The sequence below is a fragment of the Actinacidiphila cocklensis genome (assembly GCF_907177275.1).
Taxonomy (GTDB): Bacteria; Actinomycetota; Actinomycetes; order Streptomycetales; family Streptomycetaceae; genus Actinacidiphila; species Actinacidiphila cocklensis.
Genome location: NZ_CAJSLV010000049.1, coordinates 80,729 through 95,260, shown reverse-complemented (window position 1 = coordinate 95,260; position 14,532 = coordinate 80,729). Strand labels below are relative to the sequence as shown.

Genomic DNA, 14,532 nt, shown 5'->3' with positions numbered 1-14,532 from the left:
GGGTGCCCGGCCCTTGCGCGTGGAGCGGAGGTCAGCGCGCGGCGCCGGTGACGACCCAGCGGCCGGAGCGGGCGCGCAGCCACAGGGCGGCGAGCCGGGTGAGCATCATCAGCGTCATGGCCCACCACAGGGCGGTCAGGCCCGCCCCCAGTGCCGGCACCGAGAAGGCGACGGGGGCGAAGACCGCCAGGGTGGCCAGCATCGACCAGGCCAGATACGGCCCGTCCCCGGCGCCCATCAGCACCCCGTCGAGTACGAAGACCACCCCGGAGACCGGCTGCGAGATCGCGACCACCAGCAGCGCGGACATCAGCGCGTCCTGTACGGCCGGGTCGGAGCTGAATATCGGCCCGATCAGCGGCCGGGCCAGTGCCACCAGCAGCCCCAGGACCACACCGCAGGCCACTCCCCACTCGATCATCCGCCGGCAGGCCGCCCTGGCGCCCTCTGCGTCCTCCGCGCCCAGGTAGCGGCCGATGATCGCCTGGCCGGCGATGGCGATGGCATCCAGCGCGAAGGCCAGCAGCGACCAGACGGTGAGGGTGATCTGATGTGCGGCGATCTCGGTGTCGCCGAGCCCGGCGGCCACCGCGGTGGCGATCAGCAGTACCGCCCGCAGGCTGAGCGTACGGACCAGCAGCGGGAGGCCGGCGCGGGCGCAGGCGCGTATCCCGGCGGCGTCGGGGCGCAGCGCCGCCCACCAGTCGCCGCCGTCGCCCTTACCGGTGCCCCCGGCCGCTTCGCCGCCGGTCTGCCGGCGGACGCCGCGGACGACGACCCACAGGTAGACCGCGGCCATGCCGTTCTGCGCGATGACCGTGCCCCAGGCAGACCCCGCGATTCCGAGCCCGGCCCCGTAGACGAGGGCGGCGTTCAGCCCGGCGTTGGCGGCGAACCCGCCGACCGCGACCGCCAGCGGGGTGCGGGTGTCCTGCAGACCGCGCAGCACGCCGGTGGCGGCCAGCACCACGAGCATGGCGGGGATGCCGAGCGAGCTGATCCGCAGATAGCTGGTGGCGTAGGGGGCCGCGGTTCCCGAGGCGCCGAAGAGGTCGACGAGCGCGGGTGCCGCGGGCAGAACGGCGGCGATCACCAGGCCGCCGAGCAGCAGCGCCAGCCAGATGCCGTCCACGCCCTGGCGCAGCGCGGCGGGGAGGTCGCCCGCGCCGACCCGGCGGGCGACCGCGGCGGTGGTGGCGTAGGCGAGGAAGACGAAGATGTTGACGGCGGTGGTGAGCAGTGCGGCGGCCACGCCGAGGCCGGCGAGCTGCGCGGTGCCGAGGTGGCCGACGATCGCGCTGTCCACCATCACGAAGAGCGGTTCCGCGACGAGCGCGCCGAACGCGGGCAGCGCGAGGGCCACGATCTCCCGGTCGTGACGACGCCGCCCGGCCGGGCGGCGGCCACCGTCGGACGGTGGGCCGTGGGCTTCGGGCTCCTGCTTTTCTGGCGGCTCGACGACGGGATTCACAAGCACAGCTTAATCGTCCACAAGTAAGAGGTGAAGAGCGATAGGGACTCTTACCGGTGACTGCGTAGAGTGATCTCCTCCGCGTCGTTTGTGGCGATCTTGGTCCGGCGGAAAAAGTTTTTCTCCTGCACAGGCTATGGATGAAGAAAGTGCAGGTCGGCGGGTGTATTCGGGCCGACCTCCGAGGTTGTCCACAGCGCTGTCCCAAGGGCTGTACACAGGTTGGGGGCAGTTCTCCACAGGTATGCCGCCGTCGTCCACACCCCCTGTGGATAACCGTCTTGGTCCAGGCCGTCGCTGGCCCTACCGTGGAGCCTCCGTCCGTCGTGCGCGAGCGCAGCCGGGCGGGTCGAGGATCGGAGCGGTGCCGCTGAAAGAGTGGCACGCACGCGGGGTCCGGCCGAACCGGCCGGACGGGAGGAGGTGGCGGGGGTGACCCAGCCCGAACCCGCCGACGACCACTGGCCCGACCTCCCGCCGGACGACCGTCCAGGCCCGCAGCAGGGCGTCAGCCAGTTCCGTAAGAAGCCCGCCTCCGACGACAACCGCTACTCCGAGGGCGGCGGCGGCTTCGAGCGCGTCCCCCCGCAGGACCTGGACGCCGAGCAGTCCGTGCTGGGCGGCATGCTGCTGTCCAAGGACGCGATCGCCGACGTCGTCGAGGTCCTCAAGGGCGCCGACTTCTACCGGCCCGCCCACGAGACCATCTACACCGCGATCCTCGACCTCTACGCCCGCGGTGAGCCCGCCGACCCGATCACCACCGCCGCCGAGCTGACCAAGCGCGGCGAGATCGCCCGGGTCGGCGGCGCCCCCTACCTCCACACCCTGGTCAACGCCGTCCCGACCGCGGCCAACGCCGAGTACTACGCCGAGATCGTCCATGAGCGGGCGGTACTGCGCCGGCTGGTGGAGGCCGGTACGCGGATCACCCAGATGGGATACGCCGCCGACGGCGACGTCGACGAGATCGTCAACAACGCGCAGGCCGAGATCTACGCCGTCACCGAGCAGCGCACCTCGGAGGACTACCTGCCGCTCGGGGACATCATGGAGGGCGCCCTCGACGAGATCGAGGCGATCGGCTCGCGCAGCGGTCAGATGTCCGGCGTCCCCACCGGCTTCACCGACCTGGACTCGCTCACCAACGGCCTCCACCCCGGCCAGATGATCGTCATCGCAGCCCGCCCCGCGATGGGCAAGTCCACTCTCGCGCTGGACTTCGCCCGTACGTGCTCCATCGCGAACAAGATGCCCAGCGTGATCTTCTCGCTGGAGATGGGCCGCAACGAGATCGCCATGCGCCTGCTCTCCGCGGAGGCCCGGGTGGCGCTGCACCACATGCGCTCGGGCACCATGACCGACGACGACTGGACCAAGGTCGCCCGCCGGATGTCCGACGTGACAGAGGCACCGCTCTACATCGACGACTCGCCGAACCTGTCGATGATGGAGATCCGCGCCAAGTGCCGCCGCCTCAAGCAGCGCAACGACCTGCGGCTGGTGGTCATCGACTACCTCCAGCTGATGCAGTCGGGCGGCTCCCGCCGGCCCGAGAGCCGCCAGCAGGAGGTCTCGGACATGTCCCGTAACCTCAAACTCCTGGCCAAGGAGCTGGAGGTCCCGGTCATCGCCCTGTCCCAGCTGAACCGCGGTCCCGAACAGCGCACCGACAAGAAGCCGATGGTCTCCGACCTGCGCGAGTCCGGCTCGATCGAGCAGGACGCCGACATGGTGATCCTGCTGCACCGCGAGGACGCCTACGAGAAGGAGTCCCCGCGCGCCGGCGAGGCCGACCTGATCGTGGCCAAGCACCGCAACGGCCCCACGGCGACAATCACCGTGGCCTTCCAGGGCCACTACTCCCGCTTCGTGGACATGGCCCAGACCTGACCGACCGCTGTTCCGGTGCCGTTCAGCCGGGTCGGAAGAACGCGAGCATCTTCTGGGCGGCGTCCGGCGACGCCAGCAGTTCCTGCATCTTCGCGGACATCCGGGCAGCGGCGCCGGTGCGCTCGAACATCTCGCGTTCGTATGCGGCGACGGCGGAGGGAAGGTCGTCCGGGTGCGCGGCCAGGGCGAGACCGAGCAGGGCGCCGTCGAGCAGCGCCATGTTGGCGCCTTCTCCCACCGGCGGCATCAGGTGCGCGGCGTCGCCGAGCAGCGTGACGCCCGGCGTCGACGGCCAGGTCAGGCCGATCGGGAGAGTGCTGATCGACCGTGGCACGACCGTGTCGTCGCAGGCCGCGATCAGCGCGGTGAACCGCGGGTCCCAGCCGTGGAGCAGGTCGATCATCCGCGCCCGGGCGGCGGCCGGGTCGTCGAAGGGGATCCCGCTGGTGGCGAACCAGTCCTCTGCGGTGTTGTAGAAGCTCAGGCCGATACGGACGCGGCCGTCGCCGTTGCGCTGCGCCCCCAGCGACAGCCCGTTGCCGAGCACCCAGTAGTTGCCGCGCCCCACCATCGCGGCGAGGTCGGGGTGCGTGCGGTCGATGTCGGGGATGCCGACCTCGACGATGTTCTGGCCGATATGCGCCGGGCGGGCGTCGGTGAGCAGTGAGCGGACCCGGGACTGCGCGCCGTCCGCGCCGACCAGCAGGTCGTACGTCGCGCTGCTGCCGGGTCGCTCCCCGCCCCAGCGCCCACATTCGCCTGTGCGTCCCCGGCTACAGGGTGAGGACGATCTTGCCCTGGGTGCGGCCGGACTCGATGAGGGCGTGGGCTCCGGCGGCGTCGGCCAGGGGGAGAGCGTGGCCGACGTGGGGGGTGAGGCGGGACGTGGCGGCCAGGGCGGCGAGGGCTTCGAGGCCGACGTGGTCGGGTTCGACGGTGATGCCGGCGAAGCGGCGGCCTGCGGATTCGGTGGCGGCCTTCAGATCGGTGTCGGTGCGGTCGACCACGGTGACCAGCAGGCCGCCCGGGCGCAGGACGGGGATGGAGCGGCGGCCGTAGTCGCCGCCGATCGTGTCGAGGACGACGTCGGCGTCGCGGACGGCGTCGGCGAAGTCGGTGGTGCGGTAGTCGACGGCTTCGTCTGCGCCCAGGCCGCGGACGAAGTCGTGCTTGCCCGCGCTCGCGGTGGTGACGACGTGGGCGCCGTGGGCCTTGGCGATCTGGATGGCGAGGTGGCCGACGCCACCCCCGCCGCCGTGGATCAGTACGCGTTGGCCCGGTTCGACGCGGGCGGCGTCGATGAGGCTCTGCCAGGCCGTCAGGCCGGCCAGCGGCAGGGCGGCGGCCTGGACGTGGTCGAGCGCGGCGGGCTTGCGGGCCAGCTGGCGGGACGGGACGGCGACGTATTCGGCGTAGCCGTTCGCGGCCCGCGGGAAGAAGGGCATGCCGAATACCTCGTCGCCGGCCCGGAAGCGGGTCACGCCGGGGACGACCTCCTCGACGACGCCGGAGATGTCCCAGCCCAGCACGAAGGGCGGCCGGCCGATCAGCGGGAAGGCGCCGGAGCGGACCGCGGCGTCGACCGGGTTGACCCCTGCGGCATGGACCCTGACCAGCACTTCCGAGGGCAGTGGTGCGGGGCGCGGCAGGTCGGTCACTTCGAGGACGTCCGGGGCGCCGAAGGACCGCTGGGTGATGGCACGCATGGCTGTGCTCCTCTACGGGACAGGTGGCGACAGCGATCTTTAGCGATCGCTACAACGGGGACCGTAGCACAAGCTTTAGCGATCGTTATAGGCTGGTGGTCATGAGCACCGCACGAGGACAGCGCCGCGCCTTCGACCGTGACGAGGCGCTGGAGACCGCGATGACCGAGTTCTGGCGGTACGGCTACGAGGCCACGTCCGTCGCCGCGCTCACCCAGGCGATGGGCATCAACCCGCCGAGCCTGTATGCGGCGTTCGGCAACAAGCGGCAGCTGTTCAGCGAGGCCGTCGCCCGCTACGCCGGCACCCACGGCAGTTACGGCGCCCGTGCGCTGGCAGAACCCACCGCGCGTGCCGCGGTCGAGCGGCTGCTGCGGCTGGCGGCGGCCGCGTACACCGAACCGGGAAGGCCGCCGGGCTGCCTGGTGATCAACGGGGCGACGAACTGCACGCCCGCGTCCGAGGACGTCAAGGCGGAACTGCGCGAGTGGCGCGACGGGACCAAGCGCGCGCTGGAGCGGAAGATCGACGCCGACGTGGCGTCGGGCCTGCTGCCGCCGGGCACCGACGCCATGGCGCTGGCCACCTTCTACGCGGCTGTCGTCCAGGGCATGTGCACGCAGGCCTGCGACGGGGTCGGCCGGGCCGAGCTGGACCGGACGGCCGACGTCGCGCTCGCCGCCTGGCCGGGATGAGCAGGCGCCGCCGGCGGGTCAGTCGGTCAGGACCAGCCAGCGGCGGCCGTCGAGGAGTTCGCGGACCGCGTCGAGGTGGCCGCTGTGGCAGGCGGTCTCCGCGATGACGTGCAGCAGGATCTCGCGGTGGCTGTGCATGTCCTGGTCGCCGAAGAGGTCGGCCGGCCACCAGGCGGGGGCGGTGCCGGCCGGGGTGGCGGTGATGATCGCGTCGGCGAGGGAGATCTCGCGGCGGTAGCGGTCGAGCACCTCGGCGGCCGGGACCGCGGGGTCGACCACCCAGGCGTCGGCCTCGTCGTCCAGCGCGGCGATGACGGCCGGGTCGCCGGCCAGGACCGCGCCGAACCAGAAGCGCTCGACGTCCAGGGCGAGATGGCGGACCAGGCCCAGGCAGCTCCAGCCCGACGGCAGGACGGGGCGGCGCAGGTCCGCGTCGTCGAGGCCGTCCAGGATGCCCAGCACATGCTTGCGCTGGCCGTCCAGGCAGTCCAGCAGCGCGGTGATCTCGGGGCCGGGCTGCCCGGCGGTCGGCTCCGTCATGGGGCACACGGTACCCGCGCTCCGCGCCGCAACGACAGCACCCCCGGAGCCGCGGGAGGCGGCTCTGGGGGTGCTCCTTCCCGGGGAGGGGAAGGGTCAGGTGGTGGTCCAGACGAAGGTCGCCGAGCCGGTGGCGCCGGCCTGGTCCTTCGCGGTGACCGTGACGGTGTAGCTGCCGGCTCGGCTTGCCGCGCCGGTGAAGCGCCCGCTCGCGCTGAGCGAGATACCGGGCGGCAGCCCGGCCGCGGTGTAGCTGTGCTGCGCGGCGGCCCCGGCCGGGTCGACGACCCAGTCGACTGCGGAGTGCACCGGGCTGCTCATGCCGTGCGGGTTGGGCACGGCCGGCGCGGCTGCGGTGGCGGGCGCCTGCGGGGAGAGGGCCGCGGCGATGGCGCCGTTGACCGTGGTCGGCACGCTGAGCGTGCCGGTCTGCGGCAGGTTGCGGGAGGAGTCGCCGACCAGGATCTGGTAGGTGCCCGCGGCCGTGGTCCAGTTGTTGCTGCCGGTGTTCCAGGAGGCCAGGTCGTGGGTGCTGACCGTGAAGGTCAGCGTCTGCGACTGGCCCGGGTTGAGGGTGACGCGCTGGTAGCCGCGCAGCTGGTGCACCGGCTCGCCGGTGGACGCCGGGTCGCCGACGTAGAGCTGCGCGACGTCGGTGCCGGCCCTCGACCCGGTGTTGGTCACCGTGACGTGGACCGTGGCGTTGCCGCCGCTGAGCGCGCCGACCTGCAGGTTGCTGTAGCCGAAGGTGGTGTAGGACAGGCCGAAGCCGAACGGGAAGAGCGGCTCGATGTTCCTGGCGTCGTACCACCGGTAGCCGACGTTCAGGCCCTCGCTGTACTGCACCTGCCCGTTGGCGCCCGGCCACTGGGCTGCGGTGTTGGCGGGCACGTCGGCCAGCGACTTGGGGAAGGTCACCGGCAGCTTGCCCGACGGGTTGACGTCGCCGAAGATCAGCGCCGCCATCGCCGCGCCGATCTGCTGGCCGGGGTAGAAGCCCTCGAAGACGCCCGCGACCTGGTTCAGCCACGGCATGTTGATGGCCGAGTTGTTGTTGAGCACCACGATCGTGTGCGGGTTCGCCGCGGCCACCTGGGCGATCATGTCGTTCTGCTTGACCTGGCTGCCGCCGTTGTCGGGCAGGTCCAGGGTCGTGGTGTCGTGCTCCTCGTTGCCGTAGTTGTCGCTGGCGAAGACGATCGCGACGTCGGAGCCGCGGGCCAGGGTGACCGCCGCGTCCAGGTTCGTCGCGTCGTTGTATTGCACGGTCGTTCCGGTGCCCGCGACCCGGTTCTGGATGCCGGTGATCGGCCAGACCGTGCCCGAGCTGGTCACGGTGGCGCTGCCGCCGCCGATCGACTGCACTCCGGCGCCGCCGTCCCAGCCGATCACCGCGATCGAGTGGGTGGTGGCCGTGGACAGCGGCAGGATGCCGTTGTTCTTGAGCAGTACGGTGCCCTCCTCCGCGCCCTGGAGCGCGACCTGCACATGCGCGGGAGTGGTCACGGTGGCGTCCCGTGAACCGCTGGGCGTCTTGTCGAACAACCCGAAGGCGAAGAACTGCGTGAGCAGCCGGCTGACCATGGTGTTCAGCGTGGTCTGGCTGACCGTGCCGTTCGCGACGGCCTGGGCCAGGAAGTCGGCGAAGAAGTAGCCGTTGGGCATCTCCACCGTCAGGCCCGCGTTGGCGGACTCCACCGTCGAGTGGGTGCCGCCCCAGTCACTGGTGATGAAGCCGCCGAAGTTCGCCTGGCTGTAGAGCCCGGTGTTCATCAGGTCCGGGTTCTGGCAGGCCGGGACGTTGTTGACGATGCTGTACGCGCACATCGCCGCGGCCGGCGACCCCTGCTGCACCGCCGCCTGGAAGGCGGGCAGGTAGAGCTCCTGCATGGTCCGCTTGTCGACGATGACCGTGCCCACCGGGTTCTCGATGTTGTAGACGGCCACGTGCTTCATCTCGGCCATCACACCCTGGCTCTGGATGCCCTTGATGTCGGCGGCGGCCATCTGCCCGTTGAGGTAGGGGTCCTCGCTGAAGGTCTCGAACGAGCGGCCCCAGCGCGGGTCGCGGACGATGTTCAGCGTCGGGCCGAGCGCCACCTGCACACCCTTGCCCGCGAACTCCGCACCGATCGCGGCGCCGTACTGCTGCTCCAGCGCGTTGTCGAAGGTCGCCGCCGCGGAGTTGGCGGACGGCATCTGGGTGACGCCGCCGAGCCCGTCGCCGACACCGTGCGGGCCGTCCTGCAGGCCGATGTTCGGTATGCACAGCGACGGGATGCCGGTGATGTTGCCGATGTACGGGGTGGCGTTGTTGTTGCCGTGCAGGATGGACACCTTCTGCGCGGTCGTCATCTGCGCCATGACCTGCGCGACGCGGGTGGCGACCGGCGCGGTGGACCCGACCCAGGGGCAGCTGCCGTCGCCGCCGCCGGGCGGCGGGGTGGTGGTGCCGCCACCGGCGGTCAGCAGGGTGAACTCCCACAGCGAGTAGCCGTACTGGGTGGCGCGGGCCGTGCCGTACATCCGCACGTAGCGGCCGGTGGTGTTGAAGGAGAGGTTCTCCACTCCGCCGGGGCCGTTGGCCGTGGAGTAGACGGTGTTCCACGTGGAACCGTTGTCCGAGACCTGGATCTGGTACGCCTTCGCGTAGGCGGTCTCCCAGCTCAACTGGGCGCCGCAGAGCGCCTGCGAGGAGCCGAGGTCGACCTGTACCCACTGCGGGTCGGACGCGGCGCTCGACCAGCGGGTGCCCGCGTTGCCGTCGAAGGCGGCGGAGGCGGGAGTGCCGGCGTTCTCCGTCGAGGAAGCGGTGGCGGGCTTGCCGAGCGCGGCCGTGGTCGTGGCGCACGTGGCGGGCGGGGTGCCGCCGCCGGAGCCGCCGTAGACCTGGAACTCCCACAGGGAGTAGCCCCACTGGGTGGCGCGGGCCGTGCCGTACATCCGCACGTAGCGCCCGGTGCCGGTGACGTTCAGGGTCTGGACGCCGCCGGTGCCCGTGGTCGTGGAGTAGATGCTGTTCCACGTCGAACCGTTGTCCGACACCTGGATCTGGAAGGCCTTGCCATAGGCGGTCTCCCAGTTCAGCACCACCTGGGTGATCGGCTGGCTGGAGCCCAGGTCGACCTGGAGCCACTGCGGGTCGGACGCGGCACTGGACCAGCGGGTGCCGGTGTCGCCGTCGACCGCCGCGCCGGCGGTGAAGGCGTCCTGTACGGACGAGGCGGTGGCGGGTTTGCCCTGGGAGAGCAGCACCGGCGCGGCCGCGCGGGACGAGGTCGCCACGATCGACAGGTACGCCGAGGCGATCATGACCAGGATGAGCAGGACGATGGCCTGCGGTGACTGTCGGAAACGTTTACGGGACAGGGAGAGCCCTTGTGGGGTGACCCTCATGTGTCTGCTCCTACGTGTCGATGCAACTCGATGGTGTGGGGGGTGGTAGGAGGAACCGCCAGCGGGCTGAGAGCGCTCTCTGGCAGACGTGATATCTACGCCCGGCCCTGAGGGGTGTCAACCTTTCTGACACGTAGCGTCCGGTGAAACCGCTTGCCTTGACGGGCAGTTGACCTGGGAGCGCTCCCGTCCCGCACATCGGGCCGCCCGAGTGGCAGCCTGAGGGGATGGACGAGGACAGGGAACGGGACAAGGTCGCCGTCGAGTTGGAGGGCGTCCCCGAGACGCTGCTGTGGAATCTCTACCAGCGGTCCGTGGAGGCCGGGCGCCCCGGCCGCCGGGTGCTGGACGACCCGCGGGCGGTGGAACTGGTCGAGCGGATCGACTACCCCTTCGAGCGCTTCGGCGGCGACGGCATGTCCCAGTGGCACGCGCTGCGGGTCGCCTGCCTCGACGGCGAGGTGCGGCGCTTCCTCGCCGCGCACCCCGGAGGGACGGTGGTGGCACTCGGTGAGGGCCTGGAGACGCAGTTCTGGCGGGTGGACGACGGCCTGGTGCACTGGCTGACGGTGGACCTGCCCGAGACGGTCGCGGTACGCGAGCAGCTGCTGCCGCAGGACCCGCCGCGTCGCCGTACGGTCGCCTGCTCGGCGCTCGACCTGCGGTGGATGGACGAACTCGACGGCGGCACGCCCCCGCAGGACGTGCTGGTGACCGCCCAGGGCCTGCTGATGTACCTGCCGCCGCGCGAGGTCAGGCGGCTGATCGCCGCCTGCGCGGAGCGCTTCCCCGGCGGGTCGTTCCTCTTCGACGCGCTGCCGCGGGGGATGGTGGCCCGCAACCAGGCCGGTGCCATGGACACCTCGGGCGGCTACCGCGCCCCGCGCTGGCAGTGGGGCATGGACACCAGGGAGTACCCGAAGGTGGCGACCGCCTCGCGTCGGATCGCCGAGGTCCGCAGCCTGCCGCTGCCGCGCGGCCGCGGCCTCTACGCGATCGCCCCGATCTCGCATCTGCTGCCCGGGGTGCGCTCGATGCGGATGTCGATCGTGGCGGTGCGCTTCGGTCCGGCCGACTACCGTAACGACGCGCGGGCCTGACGCCCGCGCTGCAAGCGACGGTGGAAGGGCGTGAGTGCGGGTGACCGTGAAGACCGGATCGGGAGCCGGACCGGCAGTCGGATCGGGCGGTGACGAACTGCTGCCCGCCACCCGGCGGTCGCTGCTGCACCGGGTGGCGGTGGGTCAGCGTGACGGGCGCACCCCCTCGCTGGTCGGAGCGGTGGTGCGGGACGGGGCGATGGTGTGGTGCGGTTCGCGCAGCATGATCGAGGGCCACGCGCCCGACGCTGACACGCAGTACCGCATCGGCTCGATCACCAAGTCCTTCGTCGCGGTGCTGGTGATGCGGCTGCGGGACGAGGGGCTGCTGGACCTGACCGACCCGCTGAGCCGCCATCTGCCGGAGACGGCGGAGGCCACGGCCGAGACGGCGGCGGGGGGCGCGGCGGCCGGAGCGGACCCGGGTGGGTCCGGGCTCGACGCGGCGGGGCTGCGGGCCGCCGGGCGGCTGACGGTGGGCCAGCTGCTCAGCCACACCTCGGGTCTCGCCTCGGAGACCCCTGCTCCCTGGTGGGAGCGCACTCCGGGCTCCCTGCGCCCCGAGCTGGCCGATGTGCTGGGCGCCGACCCGGTCAAGCACCCTGCGGGCCGCCGGTACCACTACTCCAACCCCGGCTTCGCGCTGCTCGGCGCCCTGGTGGAGCAGGTGCGCGGAGTGCCGTGGGGCGAGGCGCTGCGGACCGAGATCCTCGAACCGCTGGGCATGACGCGGACGACGCTGCTGCCGCAGGCCCCCGCCGCCGGCGGCTTCGCCGTCCACCCGTGGGCGGACGTGATGCGGCCCGAGGCCGTACAGGACACCGGGCGGATGGCGCCGGCCGGGCAGTTGTGGTCGACGGCCGGCGATCTGGCGTGCTGGGCCGCGTTCCTGATGACGGGTCGGGAGGGAGTGCTGAGCGCGGCGACGCTGGAGGAGATGCGGCAGCCCGCGTCGCCGCCGGAGGCCGCGGACATGGACAGCGGCTACGGGCTCGGGCTGCAGCTCAGCCGGCGTGGCGGGCGCCTGCTGGTCGGCCACGGCGGTTCCATGCCCGGATTCCTGGCGACGGTCTGGGTGAGCGTCGAGGACGGTGTCGGGGCGGTCGTGCTGGCGAACGCGACCTCGGGGCCGCAGGTCGGTGCCGTCGCCGCCGACCTGCTGGCGATCACCGCCGACGCCGAGCCGGGGCTGCCTGTTGCCTGGCGCCCCGCCGACACGCTCGGCGCGGAGCTGCTGGAGCTGACGGGGCCGTGGTTCTGGGGCACCAGCAGCTACCTGCTGCGGGTCGACGCCGAGGGCCTGCCGAGGCTCGCGCCGCTGACCGGCCAGGGCCGCGCCACGCGGTTTCACGTGGAACACGACGGCACCTGGACCGGTCGCGAGGGTTACTACGCGGGCGAGACGCTGCGGGTGGTCCGCGGGGCGGACGGCCGGATCAGCCATCTCGACCTCGGGTCCTTCGTCTTCACACGCGAGCCGTACGATCCGTCGGCACCGGTGCCGGGCGGCTTCCCCGGCTGGCACTGACCTGCGGGGCGGCGCCGGCCTTCGGGTCGGCATCGAGCCGGTCGGCGGCCGCGGAGGCCGGTGACGGGGTGCCCGAGCCGGAGCCCGCGCTGCCTCCCGGCGCCCTGAGCAGCACGGACGCCGCCAGGGTCGCCACCGCGAGCAGGCCGGCGGCGACCAGGAAGGCCAGATGGTAGCCGCCGGTCAGGGCCGCGGCCTGCGAGTGGCCGGCGGCGGTCAGGTGATCGGTGCGGGCCGATGCCAGGGCGGCGAGCACGGCCAGGCCCAGCGCGGCGCCGATCTGCTGGGCGGTGTTGAAGACGCCCGAGATCAGACCGGAGTCGGCCGGTGTGGCATCGGACATGCCGAGCGTCATCAGGGCCGGCATCGCCAGGCCGAAGGCCACCCCGAAGACCAGCGTCGCCGGGAGGACGTCGGTGAGGTACGAGGCGTGTCCCGCGGGTACCCGGGCCAGCAGCAGGAAGCCGCCGGCGAAGAGCGCGAGGCTGGGCAGCAGGACCGCGCGCTCACCGAAGCGGGCGCCCAGCCGGGCCGACAGCACGAGCGACATCACGCCGATCACCAGTCCGGTCGGCGCGATGGCCAGGCCGATCCGCAGCGGGTCGTAGCCCAGCACCCGCTGGAGGTACAGGGTGACCATGAACTGGAAGCCGAAGCCGCCGGCCACCATCAGCGCCTGCACGACGTTCGCGCCGGTCACCAGCCGGGAGCGGAAGAGCCGCAGCGGCATCAACGGCTGCGCCGCCCTGGCCTGCCGGACCAGGAAGCCGGCCAGCAGCGCGAGCGAGACAGCGCCGAAGGTGCCGGTGGACGCCGACGCCCAGCCGTGGTCCGCGGTGCCGACGATGGTGTAGACGCCCAGCATCAGGGCCGCCGTGACCAGTACCGCGCCGGGTGCGTCGGCGCCGCGCACCGGGTGGCCCGACCCGCGCGCGGGTCCGTCGTCCGGCAGCAGCCGCAGGCTCAGTACCGCGGCTGCCGCGCCGATCGGCAGGTTGACGAAGAAGATCCAGTGCCAGTTGACGGCCTGCGTGAGGACGCCGCCGGCCAGCAGCCCGAGCACACCGCCCGCCGACTGGACGAAGCTGTAGACGCCCATCGCCCGGCCGCGCCCGCTGGGGTCCGGGTAGAGGGCGATCACCATGCCGAGGCTGACCGCCGAGACCATCGCCCCCGCGGCGCCCTGGACGAAGCGGGCGGTGATCAGCAGCCCTGCGGAGTCGGCGAGGCCGCAGGCGAGCGAGGCGGCGGTGAAGGCGGTCAGCCCGCCGACCAGGATGCGGCGGCGGCCGATGAGGTCACCGAGCCTGCCCGACAGCAGCAGCAGACCGCCGAAGGCGATGAGGTAGGCGTTCACCACCCAGGCCAGCGCCGACTGGGAGAAGCCCAGGTCGTGCTGGATGGACGGCAGGGCGACGGTCACGATCGTGCCGTCCAGGATGATCATCAGGGTGCCCGCGCTGAGCACGGCGAGGGCTGCGCCGCGGGAACGGGAAGACAGTGGCATGAGGTCGCCTCCTGGCGGATGGATTGCCAGGACCGACCGTAGCAGAAGGTTTTGTTGAAGACTATCTATTACGGGCTTACGTGGCCTGCTCGTGCGCGGCTCACGTGCGGGCCTGCCGCGGGCGGCGTACCCCCTGGACGCCTTCCGGGGAGTCGGCCGGTTCCGCCAGATGCCCGTTGACCAGCCGGTTCAGAGCCGAGACGAAGGCCGTGCGCTCGGGTTCCTCCAGGGCGCCCAGCACGTGTGCGTGCACCCGGTCGACGATCTGCTGCCCGGCGGCCAGTACGTCGGCGCCCGCGGGCGTGACCCGGATGATCCGCGCCCTGCGGTCGGTCGCCGAGGGCACCCGCTCGGCGAGACCGGCCCGCTCCAGGTGGTCGACGGTCACCACCATCGTGGTCTTGTCCAGGTCGGACAGCTCCGCGACCTGCGCCTGCGTCCGCTCGGCCTGTGCGGCATGCGCCAGCACGCAGTGCGCCCGCGGCGACATGCCGATCTCGCCGAGGGCGGCCGCCATCTGCGTCGTCAGTACGTGGGCGGTGTGCTGGAGCAGGAACGACACGTCAGGTGCGTCGCCGAGAACGCTCTGGTGGGGCGCGGGAGCGGGAGCGGGGTCCGTGGTCATGAGTCGAGGGTAACAAGATAGGTCCGCTACGGGACGATCCCGTAGCGGACCTATTGTTCGGGGTAGGGGAA

General features: G+C 72.0%; 10 protein-coding genes and 1 pseudogene. 4 read left to right on the top strand and 7 right to left on the bottom strand.

Annotated features, from left to right (window positions below; genetic code table 11):
• Nucleotides 1-31: 31 nt before the first annotated feature.
• Nucleotides 32-1,366, bottom strand: a complete 1,335-nt coding sequence (locus tag NFU81_RS13360; RefSeq protein WP_251489373.1) for an MATE family efflux transporter — start codon at nucleotides 1,364-1,366, stop codon at nucleotides 32-34.
• 537 nt (nucleotides 1,367-1,903) lie between these two features.
• Between NFU81_RS13360 and dnaB the strand changes: the two genes are divergently transcribed.
• On the top strand, nucleotides 1,904-3,364 hold the full coding sequence (gene dnaB, locus NFU81_RS13355; RefSeq protein ID WP_251489261.1) for a replicative DNA helicase: 1,461 nt from the start codon (nucleotides 1,904-1,906) through the stop codon (nucleotides 3,362-3,364).
• Nucleotides 3,365-3,386: 22 nt separating this feature from the next.
• Here dnaB and NFU81_RS13350 read toward each other — a convergent pair.
• Nucleotides 3,387-4,094: pseudogene (locus tag NFU81_RS13350) on the bottom strand (FAD-dependent oxidoreductase); the annotation flags it as partial.
• A gap of 43 nt (nucleotides 4,095-4,137) precedes the next feature.
• Nucleotides 4,138-5,070 carry an NADP-dependent oxidoreductase gene (locus tag NFU81_RS13345; protein WP_251489259.1) on the bottom strand — a complete coding sequence of 311 codons (933 nt, stop codon included), beginning with the start codon at nucleotides 5,068-5,070 and terminating at the stop codon, nucleotides 4,138-4,140.
• Nucleotides 5,071-5,171: 101 nt separating this feature from the next.
• On the opposite strand from NFU81_RS13345, the gene NFU81_RS13340 reads away from it, so the two are divergent.
• Entirely contained in the window at nucleotides 5,172-5,765 is a 594-nt protein-coding gene (locus NFU81_RS13340) for a TetR/AcrR family transcriptional regulator (protein WP_251489256.1), read from the top strand.
• A gap of 18 nt (nucleotides 5,766-5,783) precedes the next feature.
• On the opposite strand, the gene NFU81_RS13335 is transcribed toward NFU81_RS13340, so the two are convergent.
• Nucleotides 5,784-6,305, bottom strand: coding sequence for a DinB family protein (locus NFU81_RS13335; protein WP_251489254.1), 522 nt, complete (start codon nucleotides 6,303-6,305; stop codon nucleotides 5,784-5,786).
• Between the two features lie 96 nt (nucleotides 6,306-6,401).
• Nucleotides 6,402-9,701, bottom strand: a complete 3,300-nt coding sequence (locus tag NFU81_RS13330) for a discoidin domain-containing protein (RefSeq protein WP_251489252.1) — start codon at nucleotides 9,699-9,701, stop codon at nucleotides 6,402-6,404.
• 227 nt (nucleotides 9,702-9,928) lie between these two features.
• Between NFU81_RS13330 and NFU81_RS13325 the strand changes: the two genes are divergently transcribed.
• Together NFU81_RS13325 and NFU81_RS13320 are read left to right on the top strand one after the other, a co-directional pair.
• Nucleotides 9,929-10,801: a class I SAM-dependent methyltransferase gene (locus tag NFU81_RS13325; RefSeq protein ID WP_251489250.1), complete on the top strand. Its 873-nt coding sequence runs from the start codon at nucleotides 9,929-9,931 to the stop codon at nucleotides 10,799-10,801.
• A gap of 40 nt (nucleotides 10,802-10,841) precedes the next feature.
• On the top strand, nucleotides 10,842-12,329 hold the full coding sequence (locus NFU81_RS13320; protein WP_251489248.1) for a serine hydrolase domain-containing protein: 1,488 nt from the start codon (nucleotides 10,842-10,844) through the stop codon (nucleotides 12,327-12,329).
• Here NFU81_RS13320 and NFU81_RS13315 read toward each other — a convergent pair.
• Nucleotides 12,268-13,836, bottom strand: a complete 1,569-nt coding sequence (locus NFU81_RS13315; protein ID WP_251489246.1) for a DHA2 family efflux MFS transporter permease subunit — start codon at nucleotides 13,834-13,836, stop codon at nucleotides 12,268-12,270. The genes NFU81_RS13320 and NFU81_RS13315 overlap by 62 nt on opposite strands.
• Before the next feature lie 100 nt (nucleotides 13,837-13,936).
• The gene (locus NFU81_RS13310; RefSeq protein WP_251489244.1) at nucleotides 13,937-14,461 is read right to left on the bottom strand and encodes a MarR family winged helix-turn-helix transcriptional regulator; all 525 of its coding nucleotides are present in this window, start codon (nucleotides 14,459-14,461) and stop codon (nucleotides 13,937-13,939) included.
• Nucleotides 14,462-14,532: the final 71 nt, after the last annotated feature.

What these genes read in the sequence shown, in the direction of transcription:
- NFU81_RS13345 (WP_251489259.1), bottom strand. Translation starts at nt 5,070, where the DNA reads ATGCGTGCCATCACCCAGCGGTCCTTCGGCGCCCCGGACGTCCTCGAA.
- NFU81_RS13340 (WP_251489256.1), top strand. Translation starts at nt 5,172, where the DNA reads ATGAGCACCGCACGAGGACAGCGCCGCGCCTTCGACCGTGACGAGGCG.
- NFU81_RS13335 (WP_251489254.1), bottom strand. Translation starts at nt 6,305, where the DNA reads ATGACGGAGCCGACCGCCGGGCAGCCCGGCCCCGAGATCACCGCGCTG.
- NFU81_RS13330 (WP_251489252.1), bottom strand. Translation starts at nt 9,701, where the DNA reads ATGAGGGTCACCCCACAAGGGCTCTCCCTGTCCCGTAAACGTTTCCGA.
- NFU81_RS13325 (WP_251489250.1), top strand. Translation starts at nt 9,929, where the DNA reads ATGGACGAGGACAGGGAACGGGACAAGGTCGCCGTCGAGTTGGAGGGC.
- NFU81_RS13315 (WP_251489246.1), bottom strand. Translation starts at nt 13,836, where the DNA reads ATGCCACTGTCTTCCCGTTCCCGCGGCGCAGCCCTCGCCGTGCTCAGC.
- NFU81_RS13310 (WP_251489244.1), bottom strand. Translation starts at nt 14,461, where the DNA reads ATGACCACGGACCCCGCTCCCGCTCCCGCGCCCCACCAGAGCGTTCTC.